Raw genomic sequence first — 19,838 nt, 5'->3', positions numbered from 1 at the left:
GGCACATCACCGAGGTCCGGGAGGTCCGGTGCTCGATCTCGCCCGGCTGCGTGCGCTGCACGCGGTCTCCGTCCACGGCTCCGTCGCGGGCGCCGCCGCCGCGCTCGGCTACACCCCGTCGGCGGTCTCGCAGCAGATCACCAAGCTGGAGCGGGAGACCCGTACGACGCTGCTCGAACGGCGCGGGCGCGGGGTCGCACTGACCGAGGAGGCGCTCCATCTCGCCGAGACCGCCCAGCAGTTGCTGGCGATCGTGGAGCGTGCCGAGACCTCGCTGGAGGAGCGCAGGGGGCTGCCGACCGGACGGCTGTCGATCGGCGCGTTCGCGTCCGCGGCGCGCGGGCTGCTGCCCGGGGTGCTGGCGGGGCTGGACCGGGACCACCCGGCCCTGGACGTCCGGATGACCGAGGTCGATCCGCATCTCTCCGTCGATCTGGTGGCCAAGGGGGTGATCGATCTGGCGGTCGCCCACGACTGGGACATCGCCCCGCTGCCCGCCCCGGAGGGCGTGGCGCAGGCGGTGATCGGGGACGACCACTGCGATCTGCTGGTGCCGGAGGGGCACCGTCTCGCCGGGCGGGAAGCGGTGCGGCGCGAGGAGCTGGCGAAGGAGCGGTGGATCTGCCAGCCGCCGGGGACCGTCTGCCACGACTGGCTGGTACGGACACTGCGGGCGGCGGGTTACGAGCCGGACATCCGGCACCAGGCGGAGGAGAACCACACCCAGCTGGCCCTGCTCGCCGCCGGACTCGGGGTCGCGATGATCCCGCGCCTGGGGCGGGGGCAACTGCCGCCGGGGGTGGTGGCGGTGCCGCTCGATCCCGTACCGGCGCGACGGCTGTACGCGCTGTGGCGTACGGAGGCGGCCCGGCGGCCCGCGATCACGGCGGCGGTGTCCGCGCTGCGGGCGCACGGGGCCGCGGTGGGGCTGACGCCGTCCGCGTGTCCGTGACGTCCCGCCCGGCCCGTGCTGCCTGGCCGCGCTGCCCGTGTGCCCGTGTGCCCCGGGATGTCCCGCCCGATCCACGCCACCTGGCCACGCCGCCCGTACGCCCGTACGCCCGCACGCCCGTGACGTCCCGCCCGGTCCGCGGCCCGCAGCCCTCAGCCGCTCCGCCCGACCGCGTCGCAAGGCCCGCGCCGCCCAGCACGCCGCACGGGACCGAAACGGTCCGGACCCTTGACCGGAAGTTATTTTCTGGATATCCGTGCTCCTTGGCAGTTTCTTTCACCACCCCTCGTCCCCGAGTACGGCCGAAGGAGCTCACGTGCACCACCGCACCTCCAGACGCACCCTCCTCACCGCCACCGCCGCGACGGCAGTCGCCGCCGTCACCGGCACGGGCCTCGCCCCCGGCGCGGTCGCCGCCCAGCGGTCCCCGAGCAGCGGACACAGCGGCGGACAGCACCATTCAGCCGCCACCACCAAGCGCCTCCGGCGGATCATCTCCGGGATGACCCTGGAGGAGAAGGTCGGGCAGCTCTTCGTGATGCGGGTGTACGGGCACTCCGCCACCGACCCCGACCAGGCCGACATCGACGCCAACCTGGCCGAGATCGGGGTCCGCACGGCCGCCGAGATGATCGGCAAGTACCACGTCGGCGGGATCATCTACTTCGCCTGGGCCCACAACACCCGCGACCCGCACCAGATCGCCGACCTCTCCAACGGCATCCAGCGCGCCGGTCTCGCCGGGCCCACCCCGCTGCCGCTCCTCGTCTCCACCGACCAGGAACACGGCATCGTCTGCCGGGTCGGCGAGCCCGCCACCCTGATGCCCGGTGCGATGGCGCTGGGCGCGGGCGGCTCGCGCTCCGACGCACGCCGGGCCGGGCAGATCGCGGGCGCCGAGCTGGCCGCGATCGGCATCAACCAGAACTACGCCCCGGACGCCGACGTCAACGTCAACCCGGCCAACCCGGTGATCGGCGTACGGTCCTTCGGCTCCGACCCGCAGTCCGTGGCCGGCCTGGTCGCCGCGCAGGTGAAGGGGTATCAGAGCAGCAATATCGCCTCGACGGCCAAGCACTTCCCGGGCCACGGCGACACCAGCACCGACAGCCACACCGGCCTGCCCGTCATCACCCACACCCGGGAGCAGTGGGCCGAGCTGGACAAGCCGCCGTTCCGGGCCGCGATCGCCGCGGGCATCGACTCGATCATGACCGCGCACATCGTGGTCCCGGCCCTGGACCCGGCCGGGGACCCGGCGACGCTGTCCCACCCGATCCTCACCGGCATCCTGCGCCAGGAACTCGGTTACGACGGTGTCGTGGTGACCGACGCGCTCGGCATGGAAGGGGTGCGGACCAAGTACGGCGACGACCGCGTGCCGGTCCTCGCCCTCAAGGCGGGCGTCGACCAGCTGCTCAACCCGCCGAGCCTGGACGTCTCCTGGAACGCCGTCCTGGAGGCCGTGAAGAGCGGTGAGATCAGCGAGGCCAGGATCGATGAATCGATCCTGCGCATTCTGCGGCTGAAGGCGAAGCTCGGGCTCTTCGACCACCCGTTCGTCAGCCACTCGGGGGTGGACCGCACCGTCGGCACCCGGTCGCACCTCGCCGCCGCCGACCGGATCGCGGAGCGCACCACCACCCTGCTCGCCAACGACGGTGCGGTGCTGCCGCTTTCCCGCCGCTCCCACCGGAACCTGCTCGTGGTCGGTGCCGATCCCGCCTCCCCCTCCGGCACCACTGGACCGCCGACCACCACCCTGGCCACCGCCTTCGGTGAACTGGGGTACGCGGCGACCGCACTGTCCACCGGCACCGCCCCCACCAAGGCGAAGATCGAGGAGGCGGTGGCGGCCGCGCAGGGCAAGGACGCGGTGATCGTGGCGACGTACAACGTCTCGGCGACCAGCTCGCAGCGCACCCTGGTGAGCGCCCTGGCGGCGACCGGCATCCCGGTGATCACGGTGGCGATCCGCAATCCGTACGACGTCGCCCAGCTGGCCGGGACCGGGTTCACGGCGAACCTGGCCACGTACTCCTGGACCGATGTCGAACTGCGGGCCGCCGCCCGGGTGATCGCGGGCCGCGCCGAGCCGCGGGGCACCCTGCCGGTCCCGGTGCAGCGCGCGGACGACCCGGCCCGGGTGCTGCACCCGGTGGGGTACGGCCTGAAGTACTGAGAAAGCGTCACCGGGCGGAAGCGGAAGAGGGGCGGTACGCGGGACCAGATGGTCCCGCGTACCGCCCCTCTTCATGTCCGCCGAGCACGATCATGTGATGTGCGTCACGCTTTAATTTCCAATTAAGGCGGCATGTCCGATCACTGCCGCCTTGGCGCGTTTTGCTCAAAGTTGACGCCTGCTCACGTTGTGCGCGAAGGTCACGGAACCCCCTCCCCGCATCCTCGATTCCGTCACAACCCGGAGTTCTCGATGTGCCGCGCGATCCTCTTCCCGCCTGCGCGCATTCGTCGTTCGGGCGCGCGAGACGACCCCGAACCCCCGCATGTCGATCAACTTTTTCAAACTGCCCGGACAAGGAGCTCGGAGCACGTGGGCTTTCAGCAATTCACGTCGCGCACACCGGAAAGGGAATGCGCCCCGCAGTCGGCACACGACCGGGCGCCTTCCGGCGAGGACCGTGTTTTCGGAAAGGTGTCCGCTTCCCGTCGGGACGGTCAGGGCGCCCGCCCGGCCGATATCGAACTCTTCGAGGAGAACGCTCCCCTGCCGGGAGTTCCTTCGCCGTCCTCGCTCTCTTCGTCGTCCTCACCTCCTTCGCCGCCCCCGCCCCCGTCCCGGCCGGCTCCGGCCGACCGCAGGTCCGCCCGGCGTTCCTCCAGGAGGCGGAAGCAGTCCCCCGCGCTGCTCATCGGCACGGTGACCGTGGGGATCGGCACCGCGATATCGATCTCCCTGGTCTGTGACGCGTTCACCGCGCGGCATTCCGAATTCAGCACTCCGGCCTCCTCCACCCTCTCCGCCCGGGACTCCGCCACACCTTCCCCCTCCGCTTCGTCCCCCGCTCCGGCGCGTCCGGCCCGGGAAGCGGCCCCCGCCCGGGTCACGCCCACCACGGCCGGATCGCCGTCGTCCGTGCCGCCGCTCGCGACGCCGTCCGCGCCGCACTCCGGAGCCCCCTCCACTCCGGCCGGTCCGCCGGCGGGCCGCCCGTCACCCCCACGGGATCGGCCCCGCTCGACGGACCGTCCGGGCCTCGCCCTGGGAAGCACGGGCCGCGACGTCGAGGACCTCCAGCGAAGACTGCAACAACTCCACCTGTACCTGGGCAGCGACGACGGGAATTTCACGGTGGACGTGGAAGTCGCGCTGAGCCGTTATCAGAAGGCCCGGAACATCCCCGAGGAGCCGGGCGTCTACGGGCCGATGACCCGCGCGGCCCTGCGGTCGGAGACCGAATCGACCGACCGGAATTCCCACCGGTACGGAGATTCGGACCAGTACGGGGATTCGTACCGGTAGGGAGTTTCGTCGCACCAGTAGGGAGAGGGAGTTTCGCAGCAGACCTCTCCTCCCCATTCCCGCGCCGCGCCGACGAGTTCTTCGCCGTGCCCGGCCGCATCCCTCCCGAAGAAAAGACAAGGATCAAGCTCATGCACGTCACCGGAAGAACTGCCGGGCGGACCGGCAGCGCACTCGCCGTGCTCCTCTCCCTCGGGCTGCTCGGCACCGGCAGCGCCTTCGCGACCCCCTCCGGCTCCGACAGCGGACCGACGTACTGCCCGTCCTCCGGAAGGCTTCCGGGCATCGGCCACAGCCCGCAGTTCATCGACGGCAACGTGGCTCTCTTCGCCGGGGGCGACTACACCGTCGACGGCTCGGCGGCGGAGGCGGAGGGGCTGCTCGTCATCAAGGGCGACGCGACGCTCGCCAAGGACCCGGGCGGCGTCTTCAACATCGGCCGGGTCGGGGCAGGTTCGGGCATCCTGCCGGACGCGGGCGAGCCGATGCTCGCGGTCGGCGGCAAGCTGACGGTCGCCAAGGGCACCAAGGTGGACGTCGGCTTCGGCGTCACGTCCAGATCCGGCTACGGCGGTGCCGTCCGGGTCGGGAAGCAGATCGACGAGAAGGGCGAGCTGACGACGAACGGCGGAGCCCGCTCGGCCGGTCTGGGTGCCGAACGCGCCCTCAGCCCCTACCAGTCGTTCGACAGGACCATCGGCGACGAGTCGTCCTCCCTCGGGAAGCTGAAGGCCACCGGCACGAGCGTGCGCGCGGGCGGCACGGTCACGTTCAGGAGCACCGGCGCGGGCAACGGCAAGCTCCAGGTCTTCGAGGTCCCGGCCGCCGAGCTCGACGGCGCCTCGTCGTTCGTGTTCGAGTCCATCCCCGACGGGGACTCCGTCGTGGTCAACGTGACGGGCTCCCACGCGGTGTCGATGGCGCCGATGTCCGTGGGCTTCAACGACGACCGCGTCGACGTCTACAGCTCGGCCCGCTTCGGCGAGGCCGCCTCGCGGATCCTGTACAACTTCGAGGACTCCCCCTCGCTCACCCTCGGCGGCGGCGGGAACTTCATGGGCTCGATCCTCGCCCCCAAGGCCTCCGCGGACTTCACCGCGAGCACCAACGGCCGGGTGTACGTCGGCGGGGACATGAAGACCCATGGCACGGGCAACGAGAGCCACAACTACCCGTGGACCGGCTCCCCGGCCTTCACCTGCAAGCCCGAGCCGTCCAAGCCCGGCACCCCGACGCCGAACCCGCCCGAGCCCGAGCAGCCGTCGCAGCCGCCGGCCGAGCCCGGTACCCCGGCCCCCTCGGGCTCCCGGCCCGCCACCCCGGCCCCGACGCCGACCGGGGCCGAGAAGTCCTCGCAGCCGGTTCCCGCCCCGTCCGCGCCCTCCTCGGAGCCGAAGGACGACGGCGGCTTCCTGGCCAGTACCGGTGCGCAGGTCGGCATGTACGCGACCGCGGCGGGCGTCCTCGGCGGGCTCGGCGCGGGCCTGCTCATGTTCACGCGCCGCCGGCGCGGCCAGATCCGGGGATAAGGAACAGGGCCGGGGACAGGGAACGGGGCCGGGGACAGGGAACAGAGCCGGGACAAGGAACAGGGCCGGGCCGTACGTGCGCGCGAAGTCGAGCGCCCGCGTACGACCCGGCCCGAAGTCCGTTGCCGGGAGCGGTCCGGGGACCGGCTACGGCCGCGAGCCGCGCCGGTCCATCACGTCGTGCTTGTCGAGCCGTGCGTCGAACTTCGCGAGCGGCTCGGCCTTCGCCGGGTCGTCCCGCACCGCGGCCGGGGCGACGCCCGCCCAGCGCAGGATGGCCGCGGTGGCCTTCGCCCGGTCGTCCTCGGCGAGCCCGGCCACGGCGGCGCCGTGGTTGCCGCCGGGCACGGTCATGACATAGCTGTCGCGGGAGCCCGCGCCGAGCCGGAAGCGCTCCGCGCCCCACGGGTCGTTCTCCCCGTAGACGTACAGCATCCGGTCGGCGTGCCGCTTCACCCAGGTGTCGACGTCACGCATCACCGACGGCTGGAACTTCATCGGGATGGAGCGCGGCACGAAGGTGCGCGGCGGCTGGTACCCGTACCGGCTGAGGCCGCCGAGCCACGGCTGGCGGATGTCGGGCGAACCGAGCTGGGTGCCCGCCTGGTAGTAGTACGGGGTGTACTTCTCCAGGCCCTGGTCGGTGTAGGTGGAGAAGCCGGAGATCGCGTCGACGGAGTCCCAGATCGCCTGGTCGGGGGCGGATGCGGCGTCGACCGGGATCGTGCCGCAGTCGGAGAGCAGGCTGTACTGCCAGAACGCCCAGACGTAGTCCATGACGACGGCCTCGTACGCCTTGTCGAGCGAACCGGTGGTGTCGAAGGTGTAGCCGTTGGCGGCGGCGTACTCCCGGTACTTCTCCTCCAGCGGCTCCCGGCGGACCAGTGCCTCGCGCTGGACGGCGTTCACCCGGTCGCGGCACTCCTTGGTGCCCACCCTGGCGAAGAACCGGTCGTAGGCCGAATCCTCCTTGTCGACCACGTCGTTGGGCGCGACGTACGCGACGACGCCGTCCATGTCCTTCGGGTGGAAGCGCTCGTAGTAGGTGGCCGTCATGCCGCCCTTGGAGCCGCCGGTGGTCAGCCAGTTCTTGGTGTAGATCTTCTTCAGCGCGGTGAAGACGCGGTGCTGGTCGTCGGCGGCCTGCCGGATGTCGAGCTTGGACCAGTCGGCGGGCGCCGGGCGGGAGGGCGTGAAGTAGCGGTACTCCAGGGAGACCTGGTTGCCGTCGACGATCCGGGTCGGCTCGGCGCGGCCGGGGCTGGTGGAGACGTTGTATCCGCTGGTGTAGAAGACCGTCGGGCGGGACGTGTCCTTGTGCAGCAGGGTGATGCGCTGCTGGAAGGTGCCCTTGGACGGGTGCCGGTGGTCGACCGGCTGGGTGTAGCCGAGGACGAAGTAGCGGTAGCCCGCGTAGGGCTTCTCCTCGATGAGACTCATCCCGGGGATGGCCAGGATACGGTCCTTGATGTCCGTGCTCACCCCGCTCGTACCGCTCGCACCGGCCGTGCTCCGGAACGCGGCCGGTTCCGCGGCGGTGGCCGCCCCGGCGGAGGCACCCGTCGCCCCCATGGTGCCGATGAGCACCGCGAGCGACAGGAACCCTCTGAACGCCTTGCGCATACGCCCTCCCAGGACTCACAACATTCGTCGTGAACCTAGCGGGGCGGCACCCGCGCCGCCAGACCCGTCGGCACGGAGGAACCACGTGTCCGTGCCGGTCAGTCAGTCAGTTGGCTAGTTGGTCAGCAGAGGATCCAGCCCGTGGAGCCCGACTTCCCCGAGATCCGGGCCGAGGCCCTGACGCACCGGTTGAGCGCGTGGACCGTCACCGGCCCGGCCTGCTTGGTGTACTTGCCGCTGTCGACGACCGGGTTGCCGCCGCGCGCCTGGATCGTCACGGACATCGCACGGCGCGGGCCGGACGTCTTGGCGACCGCCAACGCGCAGGCGTAGGAGCGGCTCTTGTAGACGCGCAGCTCGCCGGTCTTGAACGGGACCGTCTTCGCGGGGCGCCCGGCGCAGACCGTCGCGGCGTCGGCGTGGCCGGCCGCGGGACCGCCGAGCACCAGGCCCAGGGCGGCCAGCAGCGGCAGGACGACCGAGAACACCCGCATCCGGCGTCCGAGACGGCGTCCACGAAGACCGCCGACACGACGACAGCCGCCACGACGGCCGCTCACGCCCCTGTCTCCACCGCCGTCTCCGCCACTGCCCCCACCCTCGTCGGACACTCCGGCCCTCCCGGACCTTGCCGTCCTTCTGCTCACCCGCAACCCCATCACCAGTCGAACGCTTACACCCTTGCTCGGCGCATACGCATACATGCGTACGACGCAGGAGCCCATCCGAAGGTTGCGTTCGGCGCGCTCCGCACCGGGCGCAACCGAATCGTCACAGCATGACTCCCACTGGACAGAGCCACACGAAAGGCAGGAACCGTCATGCTCCCACTCCGCAACGCACAGGCCTCCCGCAACCGGCGCCGCATCGGCCGGACGCTGCTCGCCTCCGCTCTCCTCACCGCCGTCGCCGCGGTCCCCGCGGTCGCTGCCACCCCGCAGGCGGCGCACGCCCCGGCGTCGGTACGCAACGAGACCAGCACCTCCGCGCACCAGCAGGTCGCCCACTTCTACGGCGCCTACATCGATGCCGTCTCCGCCGAGGGCGGCGGCAAGCTCGCCACCGCCCTGCGGACGTTCTACCTGACGCCCGGCCTGCGCTCCCAGCTGAAGACCTGGGAGCAGCGCAACCACGCCGACGGTGTGCTCCGCGCCCAGAACACCCCGATCGCCTTCCGGGTCACCCCGGACGACAGCGCCGCCGGGCACACCTGGTCGACGGTGCGGCTCACCTGGAGCGGCGGCAAGCACCCCACGTACTCGTACCTGACCGTGCGCTCGGACCTGCGGACCGGGAAGATCTCCGGCATCGGCGAGTGACCCGGTGGACGGGCCCGCCACTCACACCGCCGCGGGCTCGTCCTCCCCGATGAAGGTGCGCCACAGCACGGCGTAGTGCCCGTCCCTGGCGAGGAGTTCGTCATGCGTGCCGTCCTCGACGACCCGGCCGTGGTCCATCACCACGACCCGGTCCGCGCGGGCGGCCGTGGTCAGCCGGTGGGCGACGACCAGGGTGGTGCGGCGGCCGGTGAGGCGGTCGGTCGCCTGGTTGACGAGGGCCTCGCTGGCCAGGTCGAGGGAGGCGGTCGCCTCGTCGAGCAGCAGGACGTCCGGGTCGACGAGTTCGGCGCGGGCCAGCGCGATCAGCTGGCGCTGACCGGCCGAGAGGTTGCGGCCCCGCTCGGCGACCTCGTGCAGATAGCCGCCGTCCAGGGTGGCGATCATGTCGTGGGCGCCGACCGCCCGCGCCGCCGCCTCCACCTCGGCGTCGGTGGCCTCGGGCCGCCCGTAGGCGATGGCATCACGGACCGTGCCCGCGAAGAGGTACGCCTCCTGCGGGACGACTCCGAGCCGGTGCCGGTACGCGGTGAGGTCGAGGTCGCGCAGATCGGTGCCGTCCGCCGTGACCCGGCCGCCCGTCGGGTCGTAGAACCGGGCGACGAGCTTGACGAGGGTGGACTTCCCGGCGCCGGTCTCGCCGACGAACGCGACCGTCTGCCCGGCCGGTATCCGCAGGTCGACGCCTGCGAGGGCCTCCTCGGCGTCGTCGCCGGAGCCGTACGCGAAGGACACGTCCTCGAAGGCGATCTCGCCCCGCAGCGACAGCACGTCCAGCGGCTCGTCCACGGCGTCGGTGGAGGTCGGCTCGCGCAGCAGTTCCTGGATGCGGCCCAGCGAGACGGTGGCCTGCTGGTAGCCGTCGAAGACCTGGGAGAGCTGCTGCACCGGGGCGAAGAACAGATCGATATAGAGCAGGTACGCGACCAGTGCACCGGTGGTGAGCGTGCCGTGGTCGACCCGGCCCGCGCCGACGATCAGGACGGCGGCCGCGGCCACCGAGGACAGCAGCTGCACGAACGGGAAGTAGACCGAGATCAGCCACTGGCCGCGGACCCTGGCCTCGCGGTAGTGGTCGCTGCGCCCCGCGAACCGGGCGGCGCCGTCGCCCTCGCGGCGGAAGGCCTGCACGATCCGCAGCCCGGAGACGGACTCCTGGAGGTCGGCGTTGACGACGCTGATGCGTTCGCGGGCCAGCTCGTACGCCTTGACGCTCTTGCGGCGGAAGAAGAACGTGCCGACGACCAGCACCGGCAGTGTCGCGAAGACGACGAGGGCCAGCTGCACGTCGAGGACCAGCAGCGCGACCATGATGCCGAAGAAGGTGACGACGGAGACGAAGGCCGTGACCAGTCCGGTCTGGAGGAACGTCGACAGCGCGTCCACGTCCGTCGTCATCCGGGTCATGATGCGGCCGGTCAGCTCGCGCTCGTAGTAGTCCAGGCCGAGCCGCTGGAGCTGCGCGAAGATCTTCAGCCGCAGTGAGTACAGCACCCGCTCGCCGGTGCGGCCGGTCATCCGGGTCTCGCCGATCTGGGCGGCCCACTGCACCAGGACGACCACCAGGGCCAGGGCGGACGCCGCCCACACCGCGCCGAGTGCGAGCTGCGAGACGCCCTGGTCGATGCCGTGCCGGATCAGTACGGGCAGCAGGAGACCGGCCCCCGCGTCGACCGCGACCAGCAGCAGGCTCACCAGCAGCGGCAGCCCGAAGCCGCGCAGCAGCCGGCGCAGGCCGTACGACTCCTCGGCGCGGACGGCCCGCGCCTCGTCGATGTCGGGGGTGTCGGTGGCGGGCGGCAGCGCCTCGACCTGGGCGAGCAGCTCGGGGGTGGCGGGCATGCCGGCCGCGCCGGTGTCGCGCGGCTGCTCCTCGCGGACCCAGAGGCGGGGGCTGATGCCGCGCTCGGCGTCGAACTCGGTGTCCAGCTCCTCCTGGAGCGCGCGCTCGTCCTCGGGGGTCGTACCGGCGGCGGGGGTCAGGTGGTGGTGTCCGGGCGAGGTGCCGCCCAGCTCGTCCGGGTCGGTGAGCAGCCGCCGGTAGAGCGGGGAGCGGCGCTCCAGCTCCTCGTGGGTTCCGATGTCGGCGAGGCGGCCGTGTTCCAGGACGGCGATCCGGTCGGCGAGGCCGAGGGTGGAGCGGCGGTGGGCGATCAGCAGGGTGGTCCGCCCGGCCATCACCTGGCGCAGCGCCTCGTGGATCTCGTGCTCGACGCGGGCGTCGACGGCGGAGGTGGCGTCGTCGAGGAGGAGGAGCCGGGGGTCGGTGAGGATGGCGCGGGCGAGTGCGACGCGCTGGCGCTGGCCGCCGGAGAGGGTGAGTCCGTGCTCGCCGACCTTGGTGTCGTAGCCCTCGGGGAGCTCGGCGATGAACCGGTCGGCCTGGGCGGCGCGGGCGGCCTCCTCGATCTGCTCCTGGGTGGCGTCCGGGACGCCGTAGGCGATGTTGGCGCGGACGGTGTCGGAGAACAGGAAGCTGTCCTCCGGTACGAGGCCGATGGCGGCGCGCAGGGAGGCGTGGGTCAGTTCGCGGACGTCGTGGCCGCCGACCAGGACGGCGCCGTGGGTCACGTCGTAGAAGCGGGGCAGCAGCAGCGAGACGGTGGACTTCCCGCTGCCGGAGGCTCCGACGACGGCGACGGTCTCACCGGGCTCGATGGTGAGCGAGAAGCCGTCGAGGACGGGGCGGTCGTCGGCGTAGCCGAACCGTACGTCGTCGAACTCGACGCTCGCGGGGGCGTCGGCCGGGAGTTCCCTGGTGCCGTCCTTCATGGTCGGCTCGGTGTCGATCAGTTCCAGTACGCGTTCGACACCGGCCCTGGCCTGCTGTCCGACGGTGAGGACCATGGCGAGCATCCGGACCGGGCCGACGAGCTGGGCGAGGTAGGTGGAGAACGCGACGAACGTGCCGAGGGTGATCTCGCCTCGGGTGGCGAGCCAGCCGCCGAGGGCCAGCATCGCGACCTGGCCGAGCGCGGGGACGGCCTGGAGGGCGGGGGTGTAGCGGGAGTTCAGCCGGATGGTCCGCAGCCGCCCGGCGAACAGCTTCCGCCCGACCTCGCGCAGCTTGCCGGTCTCCTGCTCCTCCTGCCCGAACCCCTTGACGACCCGGACCCCGGAGACGGCCCCGTCGACGACTCCGGCGACGGCGGCGGCCTGGCCCTGGGCGTACCAGGTGGCGGGGAAGAGGCGGGTGCGGGAGCGGCGGGCGATGAACCAGAGGGCGGGGGCGACGGCGATCGCGACCAGGGTGAGCAGCGGCGACAGCCACGCCATGATCACCAGGGAGAGGAGGAAGAGCAGGACGTTCCCGATGGTCATCGGGAGCATGAACAGGAGTCCCTGGATCAGCTGGAGGTCGCTGGTGGCGCGCCCGACGACCTGGCCGGTGGACAGTTCGTCCTGGCGTCTGCCGTCGAGGCGGGTGATCGTCCCGTACATCTCGGTGCGCAGGTCGTGCTGTACGTCGAGGGCGAGGCGGCCGCCGTAGTACCGGCGGATGTACGTGGATATGTACACCAGCGCGGCGGCGGCTATGAGGAGTCCGGTCCAGACGGCGAGGGACCGGGTGTGGCCGACGACGACATCGTCGATGATCACCTTGGTGATCAGCGGGACGAGGGCCATCACCGCCATGCCCGCGAGCGAGGAGCCGAGCGCCAGCAGTACGTTGCGCCGGTAGCGCCATGCGTAGCCGCAGAGCCGCCTGGCCCAGCCCGGGGCCTGTGCCGCGCCCTGTACGTCCTGTGCGTCCGTCACCGGTGCCTCCCCGTTCCGCCTGCTCTACCGGAAGGCACCAACGCGGTGGGCTGCGGATTTCATCCCGCCGTTACAAAGACGGGCCTTTCGGCGCAGGGCGGTACGTCGATCGGCGTAGGACCGGGCCGGGGCCGGTACGGCCCCGGCCCGTCGGACGGCGTTACACCCGCGGGGTCGCGGTGAGCATGCGTACCGCCGGGGCCTCCGGCACCGCGGGTACCGCCTCCTGCGGGGCGGCGGGCGGGGCGATGGTGGTGGTCTTCTTCGCGGCTACGGCCGGGTCGAGGTCCTTGTGGACGGCGCGGGCGACGGCCTGGATGGTGTTGATGCCGTCGTTCATCGTCTTGTTGTCATGGGTGAGCACGGTGATCCCGTAGTCGTGCCCCTTGCCGGTGAAGGCGCCGATGCTGTGGACCCGCCAGCCGTGGGTGGCGCGCGGCAGCCAGCCGTTCTTGACCTGGACGGTGGTCCCGGACGGGGCTCCGGCGGGCGTGCCCCAGCGCTGCGAGGAGACGACCTTGCGCATCAGGCCCAGTTCGTAGGAGCGCGCGTTGTCGCTGAGCACGGAGTTCTTGGCGGTCAGCAGCGTGAGCAGCCGCAGTTCGTCCTGGGCGGTGATCTGGGTCAGCCCCCAGTAGCCGCCGGAGCCGGGCACGGTGTGGGTCATCCCGGCGGCCTTGAGGAACGCCTTGACCTTGGTCGCGCCGAGCTGCTTCCACAGGGTGGTGGTCGCGTTGTTGTCGGACTTGGTGATCATGGCGGTGGTGAGGTTGATCTCGCGCTGGGTGAGATAGCGGTTGTGCTTCTTGTTGTCCCAGAGCAGCGTCGCCAGCACGGTCGCCTTCACGACACTGGCGGAGTCGTACTTCGTGGTCGCCCGCAGGGTGCAGCTGGTCTTGGTCGGGCGGTCGTAGAGCGCCACGGCCGTCGTCGACTTCCGGTCCTTGAGGGCGGCGGTGATGTCCTTCGTCAGCTTGGCGGCGAGCCCGGCCTTGGCGGACGTGCAGCTCACCTTCGGCGTCGTCGCCGCCGTGGCGGGCGCGGCACCGAGCGCCACGGGCGCGAGCACGCCCGCGGCGAGCGCGACGGACAGCGCGCCGCGTGCGCGGCGGGATATACGGGGCTGGTCCTTCATGTGGTGTCTCCCCCTGAGTGGATCCATACGGCGCGCCCCCCGGCACGCCTGCCAGTAACGACTTCCGAACGGCCGAAAAGTTGTGCGAGCCGGGCCGTGGCGTATCTCTCGGAACCGCCGCGCTTCTCTGCGGCCCCGCCCGTGGAACGGGCCCGCCCGCGCCCCCGGAGCGGGGTGCGCGGGCGGGTTCGCCGGCCGGCCTTCTACAGATGCGTCGGCTCGAACATCCTCAGCAGGGCCGGGAGGACGACCACCGAGGGGCCGGGCCGGGCGAGGGACTCCGCCAGGTCGGCGGCGAGCGTCTCGGGGGTCGTGCGGACCGCCGGGACGCCGAACGACTCGGCGAGGGCGACGAAGTCGGGGCGGGAGAGCTCCGTCGCCGTGGCCTCGCCGAAGGCGCCCGTCATGTATTCGCGCAGGATGCCGTAGCCGCCGTCGTCGACGATCAGCCAGGTGACCGGGAGGTCGTACTGGCGGGCCGTGGCCAGCTCCGCGATCGAGTACATCGCGCCGCCGTCGCCGGAGACCGCGAGGACCGGCCGCGTACGGTCGGCCGCCGCGGCGCCGAGGGCGGCCGGGAAGCCGTAGCCGAGGCCGCCCGCGCCCTGGGCGGAGTGCATGGTGTTCGGGCGGCGGGCGTCGAAGGCGGACCAGGCCCAGTAGGCGAGGATCGTCATGTCCCAGAAGCTCGGGGACGTGTCGGGCAGCGCCTCGCGGACCGAGGCGATGAGCCGCTGCTCCAGGGTGAGCTCCTGGGCGGCGATCCGGTCCCGTACCGCGTCGAGCACCGTACGGACCCGGTCCGGCGCCGAGGGGTCCTCGCGGCGGTCGACCGCTTCGAGGAGGTCGGACAACGCCTCGCGGGCGTCGGCGTGGATGCCGAGCGCGGGGTGGTTGGACTCCAGCTTCCCGGCGTCCGCCTCGATCTGGACGACACGGCCGCGCGGGGCGAACGTGTGGTAGTTCGAGGAGAGCTCACCGAGTCCGGAGCCGACGACCAGCAGTACGTCGGCGGATTCCAGGAACTCCGTGGTGTACCGGTCCTCCAGCCAGGACTGGAGAGAAAGCGGGTGCTCCCAGGGGAAGGCGCCCTTGCCGCCGAAGGTGGTGACGACGGGTGCGTCGAGCTTCTCGGCGAGCGCCAGCAGCTTGCCGGAGGCGTCGGAGCGTACGACTCCGCCGCCCGCGATGATCGCCGGGCGCTCGGCCTTCGACAGCAGGTCGGCCGCCACGGCGGTCAGCTCGGGGCGGGCGTGCAGTTCGCGCGGGGTGGCGTCCATCGCCGTGACGACCGGCAGCGTGGTCTGCGCCAGCAGTACGTCCTGCGGGATCTCGATCCAGACCGGGCCGTGCGGGGCGGTCAGCGCGGACTCCCAGGCGGCGGCGATCGCCGACGGGATCTGGGAGGCGGTGCGGACGGTGTGGACCGACTTCACGACATCGCGGAACGAGGCCTTCTGGTCGCGCAGCTCGTGCAGATAGCCGTGGCGGCCGCCGCCCAGGCCCGCGGTCGGGATCTGGCTGGAGATCGCCAGTACGGGCGCGGAGGCCGCCGCCGCCTCCTGGAGCGCGGCGAGGGAGGTGAGGGCGCCCGGCCCGGTGGAGAGCAGCAGCGGCGCCACCTCTCCGGTGATGCGGCCGTAGGCGTCGGCGGCGAAACCGGCGTTGTTCTCGACCCGCAGGCCGATGTACGTCAGCGAGGAGCGGCGCAGCGCGTCGAACATGCCGAGCGCGTGCTGGCCGGGCAGGCCGAAGACGGTGGTCGCGCCGAGGCCCTGGAGGGTCTCGACGACGAGGTCGCCGCCGTTGCGTCCGGCCGGGGGGTTCAGTGCGTCCGCGATCTGCTCGGGGGTGAGCCGCGGCCGCTCGTCGTGGTGGTCGTGGCTCACTTCGTACGGGCCTCTGCGATCTGGCGGGACATGATCGTGGTCAGCTCGTACGCCGTGTGGGAGGCGGCGACGGAGGTGATCTCGGCGTGGTCGTACGCGGGGGCCACCTCGACCAGGTCGGCGGAGACCAGGTTGCAGGAGGAGAGTCCGCGGACGATTTCGAGGAGCTCGCGGGAGGTCAGGCCGCCGGCCTCGGGGGTGCCGGTGCCGGGTGCGTGGGCCGGGTCCAGGACGTCGATGTCGATGGAGATGTACAGCGGCCGGTCGCCGATGCGCTGGCGCAGCTGGTCGGCGACCTCGTCGACGCCGCGCCGCATGACGTCGGCGGAGGTGACGATGCCGAAGCCCATCTTCGCGTCGTCGTCCAGGTCCTGCTTGCCGTAGAGCGGGCCGCGGGTGCCGACGTGGGAGAGCGCGGAGGTGTCGAGGATGCCCTCCTCGACGGCGCGGCGGAACGGGGTGCCGTGGGTGTACTCGGCGCCGAAGTAGGTGTCCCAGGTGTCCAGGTGCGCGTCGAAGTGGAGCAGCGCGACCGGGCCGTGCTTCTTGGCGACGGAACGCAGCAGCGGCAGCGCGATGGTGTGGTCGCCGCCGAGCGTCATCAGGCGGGCGCCGGTGCCGAGCAGGTCGTCGGCGGCGGCCTCGATCGTCTCGACGGCCTCGTTGATGTTGAACGGGTTCGCGGCGATGTCACCGGCGTCGGCGACCTGTGCGAGCGCGAACGGCGAGGCGTCCTGCGCCGGGTTGTACGGGCGCAGCAGGCGCGAGGCCTCACGGATCGCGTTGCCGCCGAAGCGGGCGCCGGGGCGGTAGGAGACACCGGTGTCGAAGGGCACGCCGACGACGGCGACATCGGTGGTGCCGACCTCGTCGAGACGGGGCAGCCGGGCGAAGGTCGCGGGTCCGGCGTACCGCGGGACGCGGGAGGAGTCGACGGGGCCGCGCGGCGTTTCGTTGCTGCTCATGTGAAGTGCCTTCCTTCGGGTTTCATACGTTGTTCGGTGGGGTGGGGGGAGAGCCGGGCAGACCCTACGCGCGGGTGACCGTCTCGCTCGCCGGCTCCTCGGTCTCCGCGCCCCGTCCGGCGAGCCGTTCGCGCCAGGCCGCCAGGACGGCCGCGTCGGTCGGCTTCGTCGCCAGGGAGACGATCACATACACCGCGAGCGAGGCCAGCAGACCGTAGTAGACCGGTTCGTTGGCGAGGATTCCGTACGCCGCCATCAGGCCGATCACCGCGAGGCCGCCGACCGACACGGCGGCCAGCGCGCCCGCCGCGGTGCCCCGGCGCCACAGCAGACCTCCGAGGATCGGCACCAGCAGGCCGCCGACGAGCAGGTTGTACGCGACGGTCAGGGCCTCGACGACGTCGTTGAGCGCGATGGCGATCAGGATGACGGCGACGCCCATGATGAGGATGAAGACCCGGTTGCCCTTCACCTCGTCGTGTTCCTCGCCCCCGCCGCCCCGGGAGACCACACCCCGCAGCCGGGACCAGATGTCGTTGTTGGCGACGGTGGCGCAGGCGATCAGCGCGCCGGAGGAGGTGGACATCACGGCGGCCAGCGCGGCGGCCAGCACCAGCCCGCGCACGCCGATGGGCAGCTCGTCCTTGACGATGGTCGCGAACGCGGAGTCGGCGCTGGGAAGCGTCGGGTACATGACCTTCGCGGCGGTGCCGATGACGGCGCCGGCGATGGCGTAGACGAGGCAGTAGGTACCGGCGACGGTGCCGCCGATGCGGGCGACCTTGTCGCTGCGGGCGGTGAACACCCGCTGCCAGATGTCCTGGCCGATCAGCATGCCGAAGGTGTAGATCAGCACATAGGTGAAGATCGTCTCGCCGCCGATGCCGAGCGGGTCGAAGTACTCGGTGGGCAGCTTCGCCTTCATCTCGCTGAAGCCGCCCGCCTTGATCACCGCGATGGGCAGCAGGAGCAGCAGCACCCCGATGGTCTTGACGACGAACTGCACCATGTCGGTGAGCGTGATCGACCACATGCCGCCGAGCGTGGAGTACGCGACGACGATGGCGCCGCCGAGGATGATCGCGATCGTCCGGTTCAGGTCGAAGAGGACGTCGAAGATGGTGGCGTACGCGATGGTCGAGGTGACCGCGAGCATCAGCGTGTACGCCCACATCACGACGCCGGAGATGATCCCGGCCCGGCCGCCGTAGCGCAGGTCGAGCATCTCGGAGACGGTGTAGACCTTCAGCCGGGCGATCCGCGCGGAGAAGAAGACGGACAGGGCGAGCAGTCCGAGGCCGATGGTGAAGACCATCCAGGCGCCGGAGAGTCCGTACTGGTAGCCGAGCCCGACGCCGCCGATGGTGGAGGCGCCGCCCAGCACGATGGCGGCCATCGTGCCGGAGTACATCCCGGGGCCGAGCCTGCGGCCCGCCACCAGGAATTCGCTCTTGGACTTGGCGCGGCGCATGCCCCACCAGCCCATGGCGAGCATGCCGGCCAGATAAATGATGATCACCGCGTAGTCGACGGCCATGGGCTTCCTCCGTTTCCGTCACAAGTGCACATGTCTTACGTGAAGAAGACGGTAGGTGGCTCGAAGGCGACGCTGAAGAGTACGTTTCATCCATAATTGATGTCTCTGATGGATGGACCGTCCATGCCGGAAACCCTGGGCGGGGTGACCCCGCCCCCCACTCCCCCGATCCCGCTCGCCGAGCTGCTGGCCCACGAGGAGCTCGGCCTCCACCGGATCGCGGGTCCGGCCGAGGCGGATCTGCTGTGGGTGCACACCTCCGAGATGGCCGACCCGTACCCGTATCTGCTCGGCGGTGAGCTGCTGCTGAGCGCGGGGGTGCTGCTGAAGGACCCGGACGCGTACGTGGCCCGGCTGGTGGAGGCGGGGGCGGCGGCGCTCGGTTTCGGGGTGACGCCGGTGTTCGACACGGTGCCGCAGGCGTTGATCGAGGCGTGCGACCGGCACGGCCTGCCGCTGCTGGAGGTGCCGCCCGAGACCCCGTTCACCGCGATCGCCCGTGCGGTGTGGCGGCTGATGGCCGAGGCCCGCCACCGCGAGCTGCGCCGGGTGACGCGCGCCCAGCAGGCCCTGGCCACGGCGGCGGCCCGGCCGGACCCGGTCCCGGCGGTGCTGCACCAGTTGGCGGCCCAGCTGGAGGGCCGGGCGGCACTGCTCGCCGCCGACGGCGAGGAGCTGCACGCCTCGGGCCGCCGCCCGGCCCCCGACGTCGGGGCGGCGCTCGCCAGGCTCACCCGGGTGGTCTCCGCCGGGGCACGCCCCGCCCCGACGTCCGCCACCGACACCTTGCGGGACACCCATCTGTCCGCGTACGCGCTGGGCGGCGGGCAGGGGCTCGTCCTGGCGCTGGCGACGGACCGGCGCGAGGCCGGGGACCACACCATCGCCGGGGTCGCGGTCGTCCTGCTCTCCCTGCTGGCCGCCCCGCACCAGGGCGCCGACGCCACGGGCCGGTCCGCCGCCCTCGTACGGATGCTGCTGGGCGCGGACCCGCAGGACGTCGCACCGCTGCTCGGCGGCGCCGAGGAGTGGACGGTGGTGCACGCGCGCCGCAGCGGCGACGGCCCGGTCGACCCGCTCACCACCGGGGCGCTGGGTGCCGCCCTCGGCTCGGCCCTGGTCGACGCGGGCCGGGGCGGCGACGCCGTACGGGTGCTGGTCCCCGGCGCCGACCGGATCACCCCGCAGCCCGGCTGGACGCTGGGCGCCTCCGCCCCCGCCCCCATCACCGCCCTCGACCTCGCCGACGACCAGGCCGCCCGCGCCCTGGGCCGGGCCGTCGCCACCCGCACCCCGCTGGCCCACCACCACAACGGCGGCGGCGCCGGTCTGGCCGCCCTGATCCCGCCCGACCGCGCCGAGGCGCACGCCCGCGCCCTGCTCGCCCCGCTCACCGAGCCGCTGCGGGAGACCCTGAGCTGCTGGCTGAGCCTCCACGGCAGCTGGGACCGCACGGCCACGGCCCTGCGCATCCACCGCAACACGGTCCGCCAGCGCATCGCCCGCTGCGCGGCCCTGCTGGACGCGGACCTGGACGACATGGACGTCCGGACGGAGCTGTGGTTCGCGCTGCGGGTGCGGTGAGCCGTCGGCACTCCTGACGTACCGACACCACGACACCGGCCGCC

General features: G+C 72.0%; 14 protein-coding genes. 6 read left to right on the top strand and 8 right to left on the bottom strand.

The window, feature by feature from the left end; all coding sequences use genetic code 11:
• Positions 1 to 28: 28 nt before the first annotated feature.
• Together GA0115234_RS31695 and GA0115234_RS31690 are read left to right on the top strand one after the other, a co-directional pair.
• On the top strand, positions 29 to 952 hold the full coding sequence (locus tag GA0115234_RS31695; protein WP_093548592.1) for a LysR family transcriptional regulator: 924 nt from the start codon (positions 29 to 31) through the stop codon (positions 950 to 952).
• 316 nt (positions 953 to 1,268) lie between these two features.
• Complete coding sequence (locus tag GA0115234_RS31690; RefSeq protein ID WP_093548591.1) at positions 1,269 to 3,134, top strand: glycoside hydrolase family 3 protein; 1,866 nt, start codon at positions 1,269 to 1,271, stop codon at positions 3,132 to 3,134.
• A 497-nt stretch (positions 3,135 to 3,631) separates the two neighbouring features.
• Here the strand turns inward: GA0115234_RS31690 and GA0115234_RS43900 are convergent, their stop codons facing one another.
• Complete coding sequence (locus tag GA0115234_RS43900; protein ID WP_256088877.1) at positions 3,632 to 4,099, bottom strand: hypothetical protein; 468 nt, start codon at positions 4,097 to 4,099, stop codon at positions 3,632 to 3,634.
• Here GA0115234_RS43900 and GA0115234_RS43895 point away from each other — a divergent pair.
• A complete protein-coding gene (locus GA0115234_RS43895; RefSeq protein WP_093548587.1) occupies positions 4,050 to 4,436 on the top strand; it encodes a peptidoglycan-binding domain-containing protein in 387 nt (128 codons plus the stop codon). The genes GA0115234_RS43900 and GA0115234_RS43895 overlap by 50 nt on opposite strands.
• Before the next feature lie 131 nt (positions 4,437 to 4,567).
• Positions 4,568 to 5,965 (top strand): choice-of-anchor A family protein, encoded by a 1,398-nt coding sequence (locus GA0115234_RS31675; RefSeq protein ID WP_093548585.1) that lies wholly within the window; start codon positions 4,568 to 4,570, stop codon positions 5,963 to 5,965.
• A 147-nt stretch (positions 5,966 to 6,112) separates the two neighbouring features.
• Here the strand turns inward: GA0115234_RS31675 and GA0115234_RS31670 are convergent, their stop codons facing one another.
• Together GA0115234_RS31670 and GA0115234_RS31665 are read right to left on the bottom strand one after the other, a co-directional pair.
• The gene (locus GA0115234_RS31670) at positions 6,113 to 7,588 is read right to left on the bottom strand and encodes a S28 family serine protease (RefSeq protein WP_093548583.1); all 1,476 of its coding nucleotides are present in this window, start codon (positions 7,586 to 7,588) and stop codon (positions 6,113 to 6,115) included.
• 122 nt (positions 7,589 to 7,710) lie between these two features.
• Positions 7,711 to 8,082, bottom strand: coding sequence for a hypothetical protein (locus tag GA0115234_RS31665; protein WP_093548581.1), 372 nt, complete (start codon positions 8,080 to 8,082; stop codon positions 7,711 to 7,713).
• 327 nt (positions 8,083 to 8,409) lie between these two features.
• Here GA0115234_RS31665 and GA0115234_RS31660 point away from each other — a divergent pair, with 327 nt between their 5' ends.
• Complete coding sequence (locus tag GA0115234_RS31660) at positions 8,410 to 8,907, top strand: hypothetical protein (protein ID WP_093548579.1); 498 nt, start codon at positions 8,410 to 8,412, stop codon at positions 8,905 to 8,907.
• Between the two features lie 21 nt (positions 8,908 to 8,928).
• Here the strand turns inward: GA0115234_RS31660 and GA0115234_RS31655 are convergent, their stop codons facing one another.
• From GA0115234_RS31655 to GA0115234_RS31635, 5 genes are all read right to left on the bottom strand, one after another.
• Complete coding sequence (locus GA0115234_RS31655) at positions 8,929 to 12,684, bottom strand: ABC transporter ATP-binding protein (protein ID WP_093548577.1); 3,756 nt, start codon at positions 12,682 to 12,684, stop codon at positions 8,929 to 8,931.
• Between the two features lie 160 nt (positions 12,685 to 12,844).
• The gene (locus tag GA0115234_RS31650) at positions 12,845 to 13,819 is read right to left on the bottom strand and encodes a serine hydrolase (RefSeq protein ID WP_093548575.1); all 975 of its coding nucleotides are present in this window, start codon (positions 13,817 to 13,819) and stop codon (positions 12,845 to 12,847) included.
• Positions 13,820 to 14,022: 203 nt separating this feature from the next.
• On the bottom strand, positions 14,023 to 15,708 hold the full coding sequence (locus GA0115234_RS31645; protein ID WP_093548573.1) for a thiamine pyrophosphate-binding protein: 1,686 nt from the start codon (positions 15,706 to 15,708) through the stop codon (positions 14,023 to 14,025).
• Positions 15,705 to 16,673 carry an agmatinase gene (gene speB, locus GA0115234_RS31640; RefSeq protein ID WP_093548571.1) on the bottom strand — a complete coding sequence of 323 codons (969 nt, stop codon included), beginning with the start codon at positions 16,671 to 16,673 and terminating at the stop codon, positions 15,705 to 15,707. Before speB ends, GA0115234_RS31645 begins: the two co-directional genes overlap by 4 nt.
• A gap of 64 nt (positions 16,674 to 16,737) precedes the next feature.
• The gene (locus GA0115234_RS31635; RefSeq protein ID WP_093548569.1) at positions 16,738 to 18,210 is read right to left on the bottom strand and encodes a sodium:solute symporter; all 1,473 of its coding nucleotides are present in this window, start codon (positions 18,208 to 18,210) and stop codon (positions 16,738 to 16,740) included.
• A 108-nt stretch (positions 18,211 to 18,318) separates the two neighbouring features.
• On the opposite strand from GA0115234_RS31635, the gene GA0115234_RS31630 reads away from it, so the two are divergent.
• Positions 18,319 to 19,794: a PucR family transcriptional regulator ligand-binding domain-containing protein gene (locus GA0115234_RS31630; protein WP_370804624.1), complete on the top strand. Its 1,476-nt coding sequence runs from the start codon at positions 18,319 to 18,321 to the stop codon at positions 19,792 to 19,794.
• Positions 19,795 to 19,838 lie beyond the last annotated feature (44 nt).

Origin of the sequence: Streptomyces sp. DvalAA-43, from assembly GCF_900091725.1 — a bacterium.
Lineage (GTDB): Bacteria > Actinomycetota > Actinomycetes > Streptomycetales > Streptomycetaceae > Streptomyces > Streptomyces pulveraceus.
Note: the sequence above shows the minus strand (reverse complement) of the source record. Positions and strands in the feature narration are given on the sequence as shown.

Bases quoted from the DNA above. Each gene is read 5' to 3' on its own strand.
- GA0115234_RS31670 (WP_093548583.1), bottom strand. From the start codon at position 7,588: ATGCGCAAGGCGTTCAGAGGGTTCCTGTCGCTCGCGGTGCTCATCGGC.
- speB (WP_093548571.1), bottom strand. From the start codon at position 16,673: ATGAGCAGCAACGAAACGCCGCGCGGCCCCGTCGACTCCTCCCGCGTC.
- GA0115234_RS31635 (WP_093548569.1), bottom strand. From the start codon at position 18,210: ATGGCCGTCGACTACGCGGTGATCATCATTTATCTGGCCGGCATGCTC.
- GA0115234_RS31665 (WP_093548581.1), bottom strand. From the start codon at position 8,082: ATGCGGGTGTTCTCGGTCGTCCTGCCGCTGCTGGCCGCCCTGGGCCTG.
- GA0115234_RS31630 (WP_370804624.1), top strand. From the start codon at position 18,319: ATGGATGGACCGTCCATGCCGGAAACCCTGGGCGGGGTGACCCCGCCC.
- GA0115234_RS31650 (WP_093548575.1), bottom strand. From the start codon at position 13,819: ATGAAGGACCAGCCCCGTATATCCCGCCGCGCACGCGGCGCGCTGTCC.
- GA0115234_RS31675 (WP_093548585.1), top strand. From the start codon at position 4,568: ATGCACGTCACCGGAAGAACTGCCGGGCGGACCGGCAGCGCACTCGCC.
- GA0115234_RS31660 (WP_093548579.1), top strand. From the start codon at position 8,410: ATGCTCCCACTCCGCAACGCACAGGCCTCCCGCAACCGGCGCCGCATC.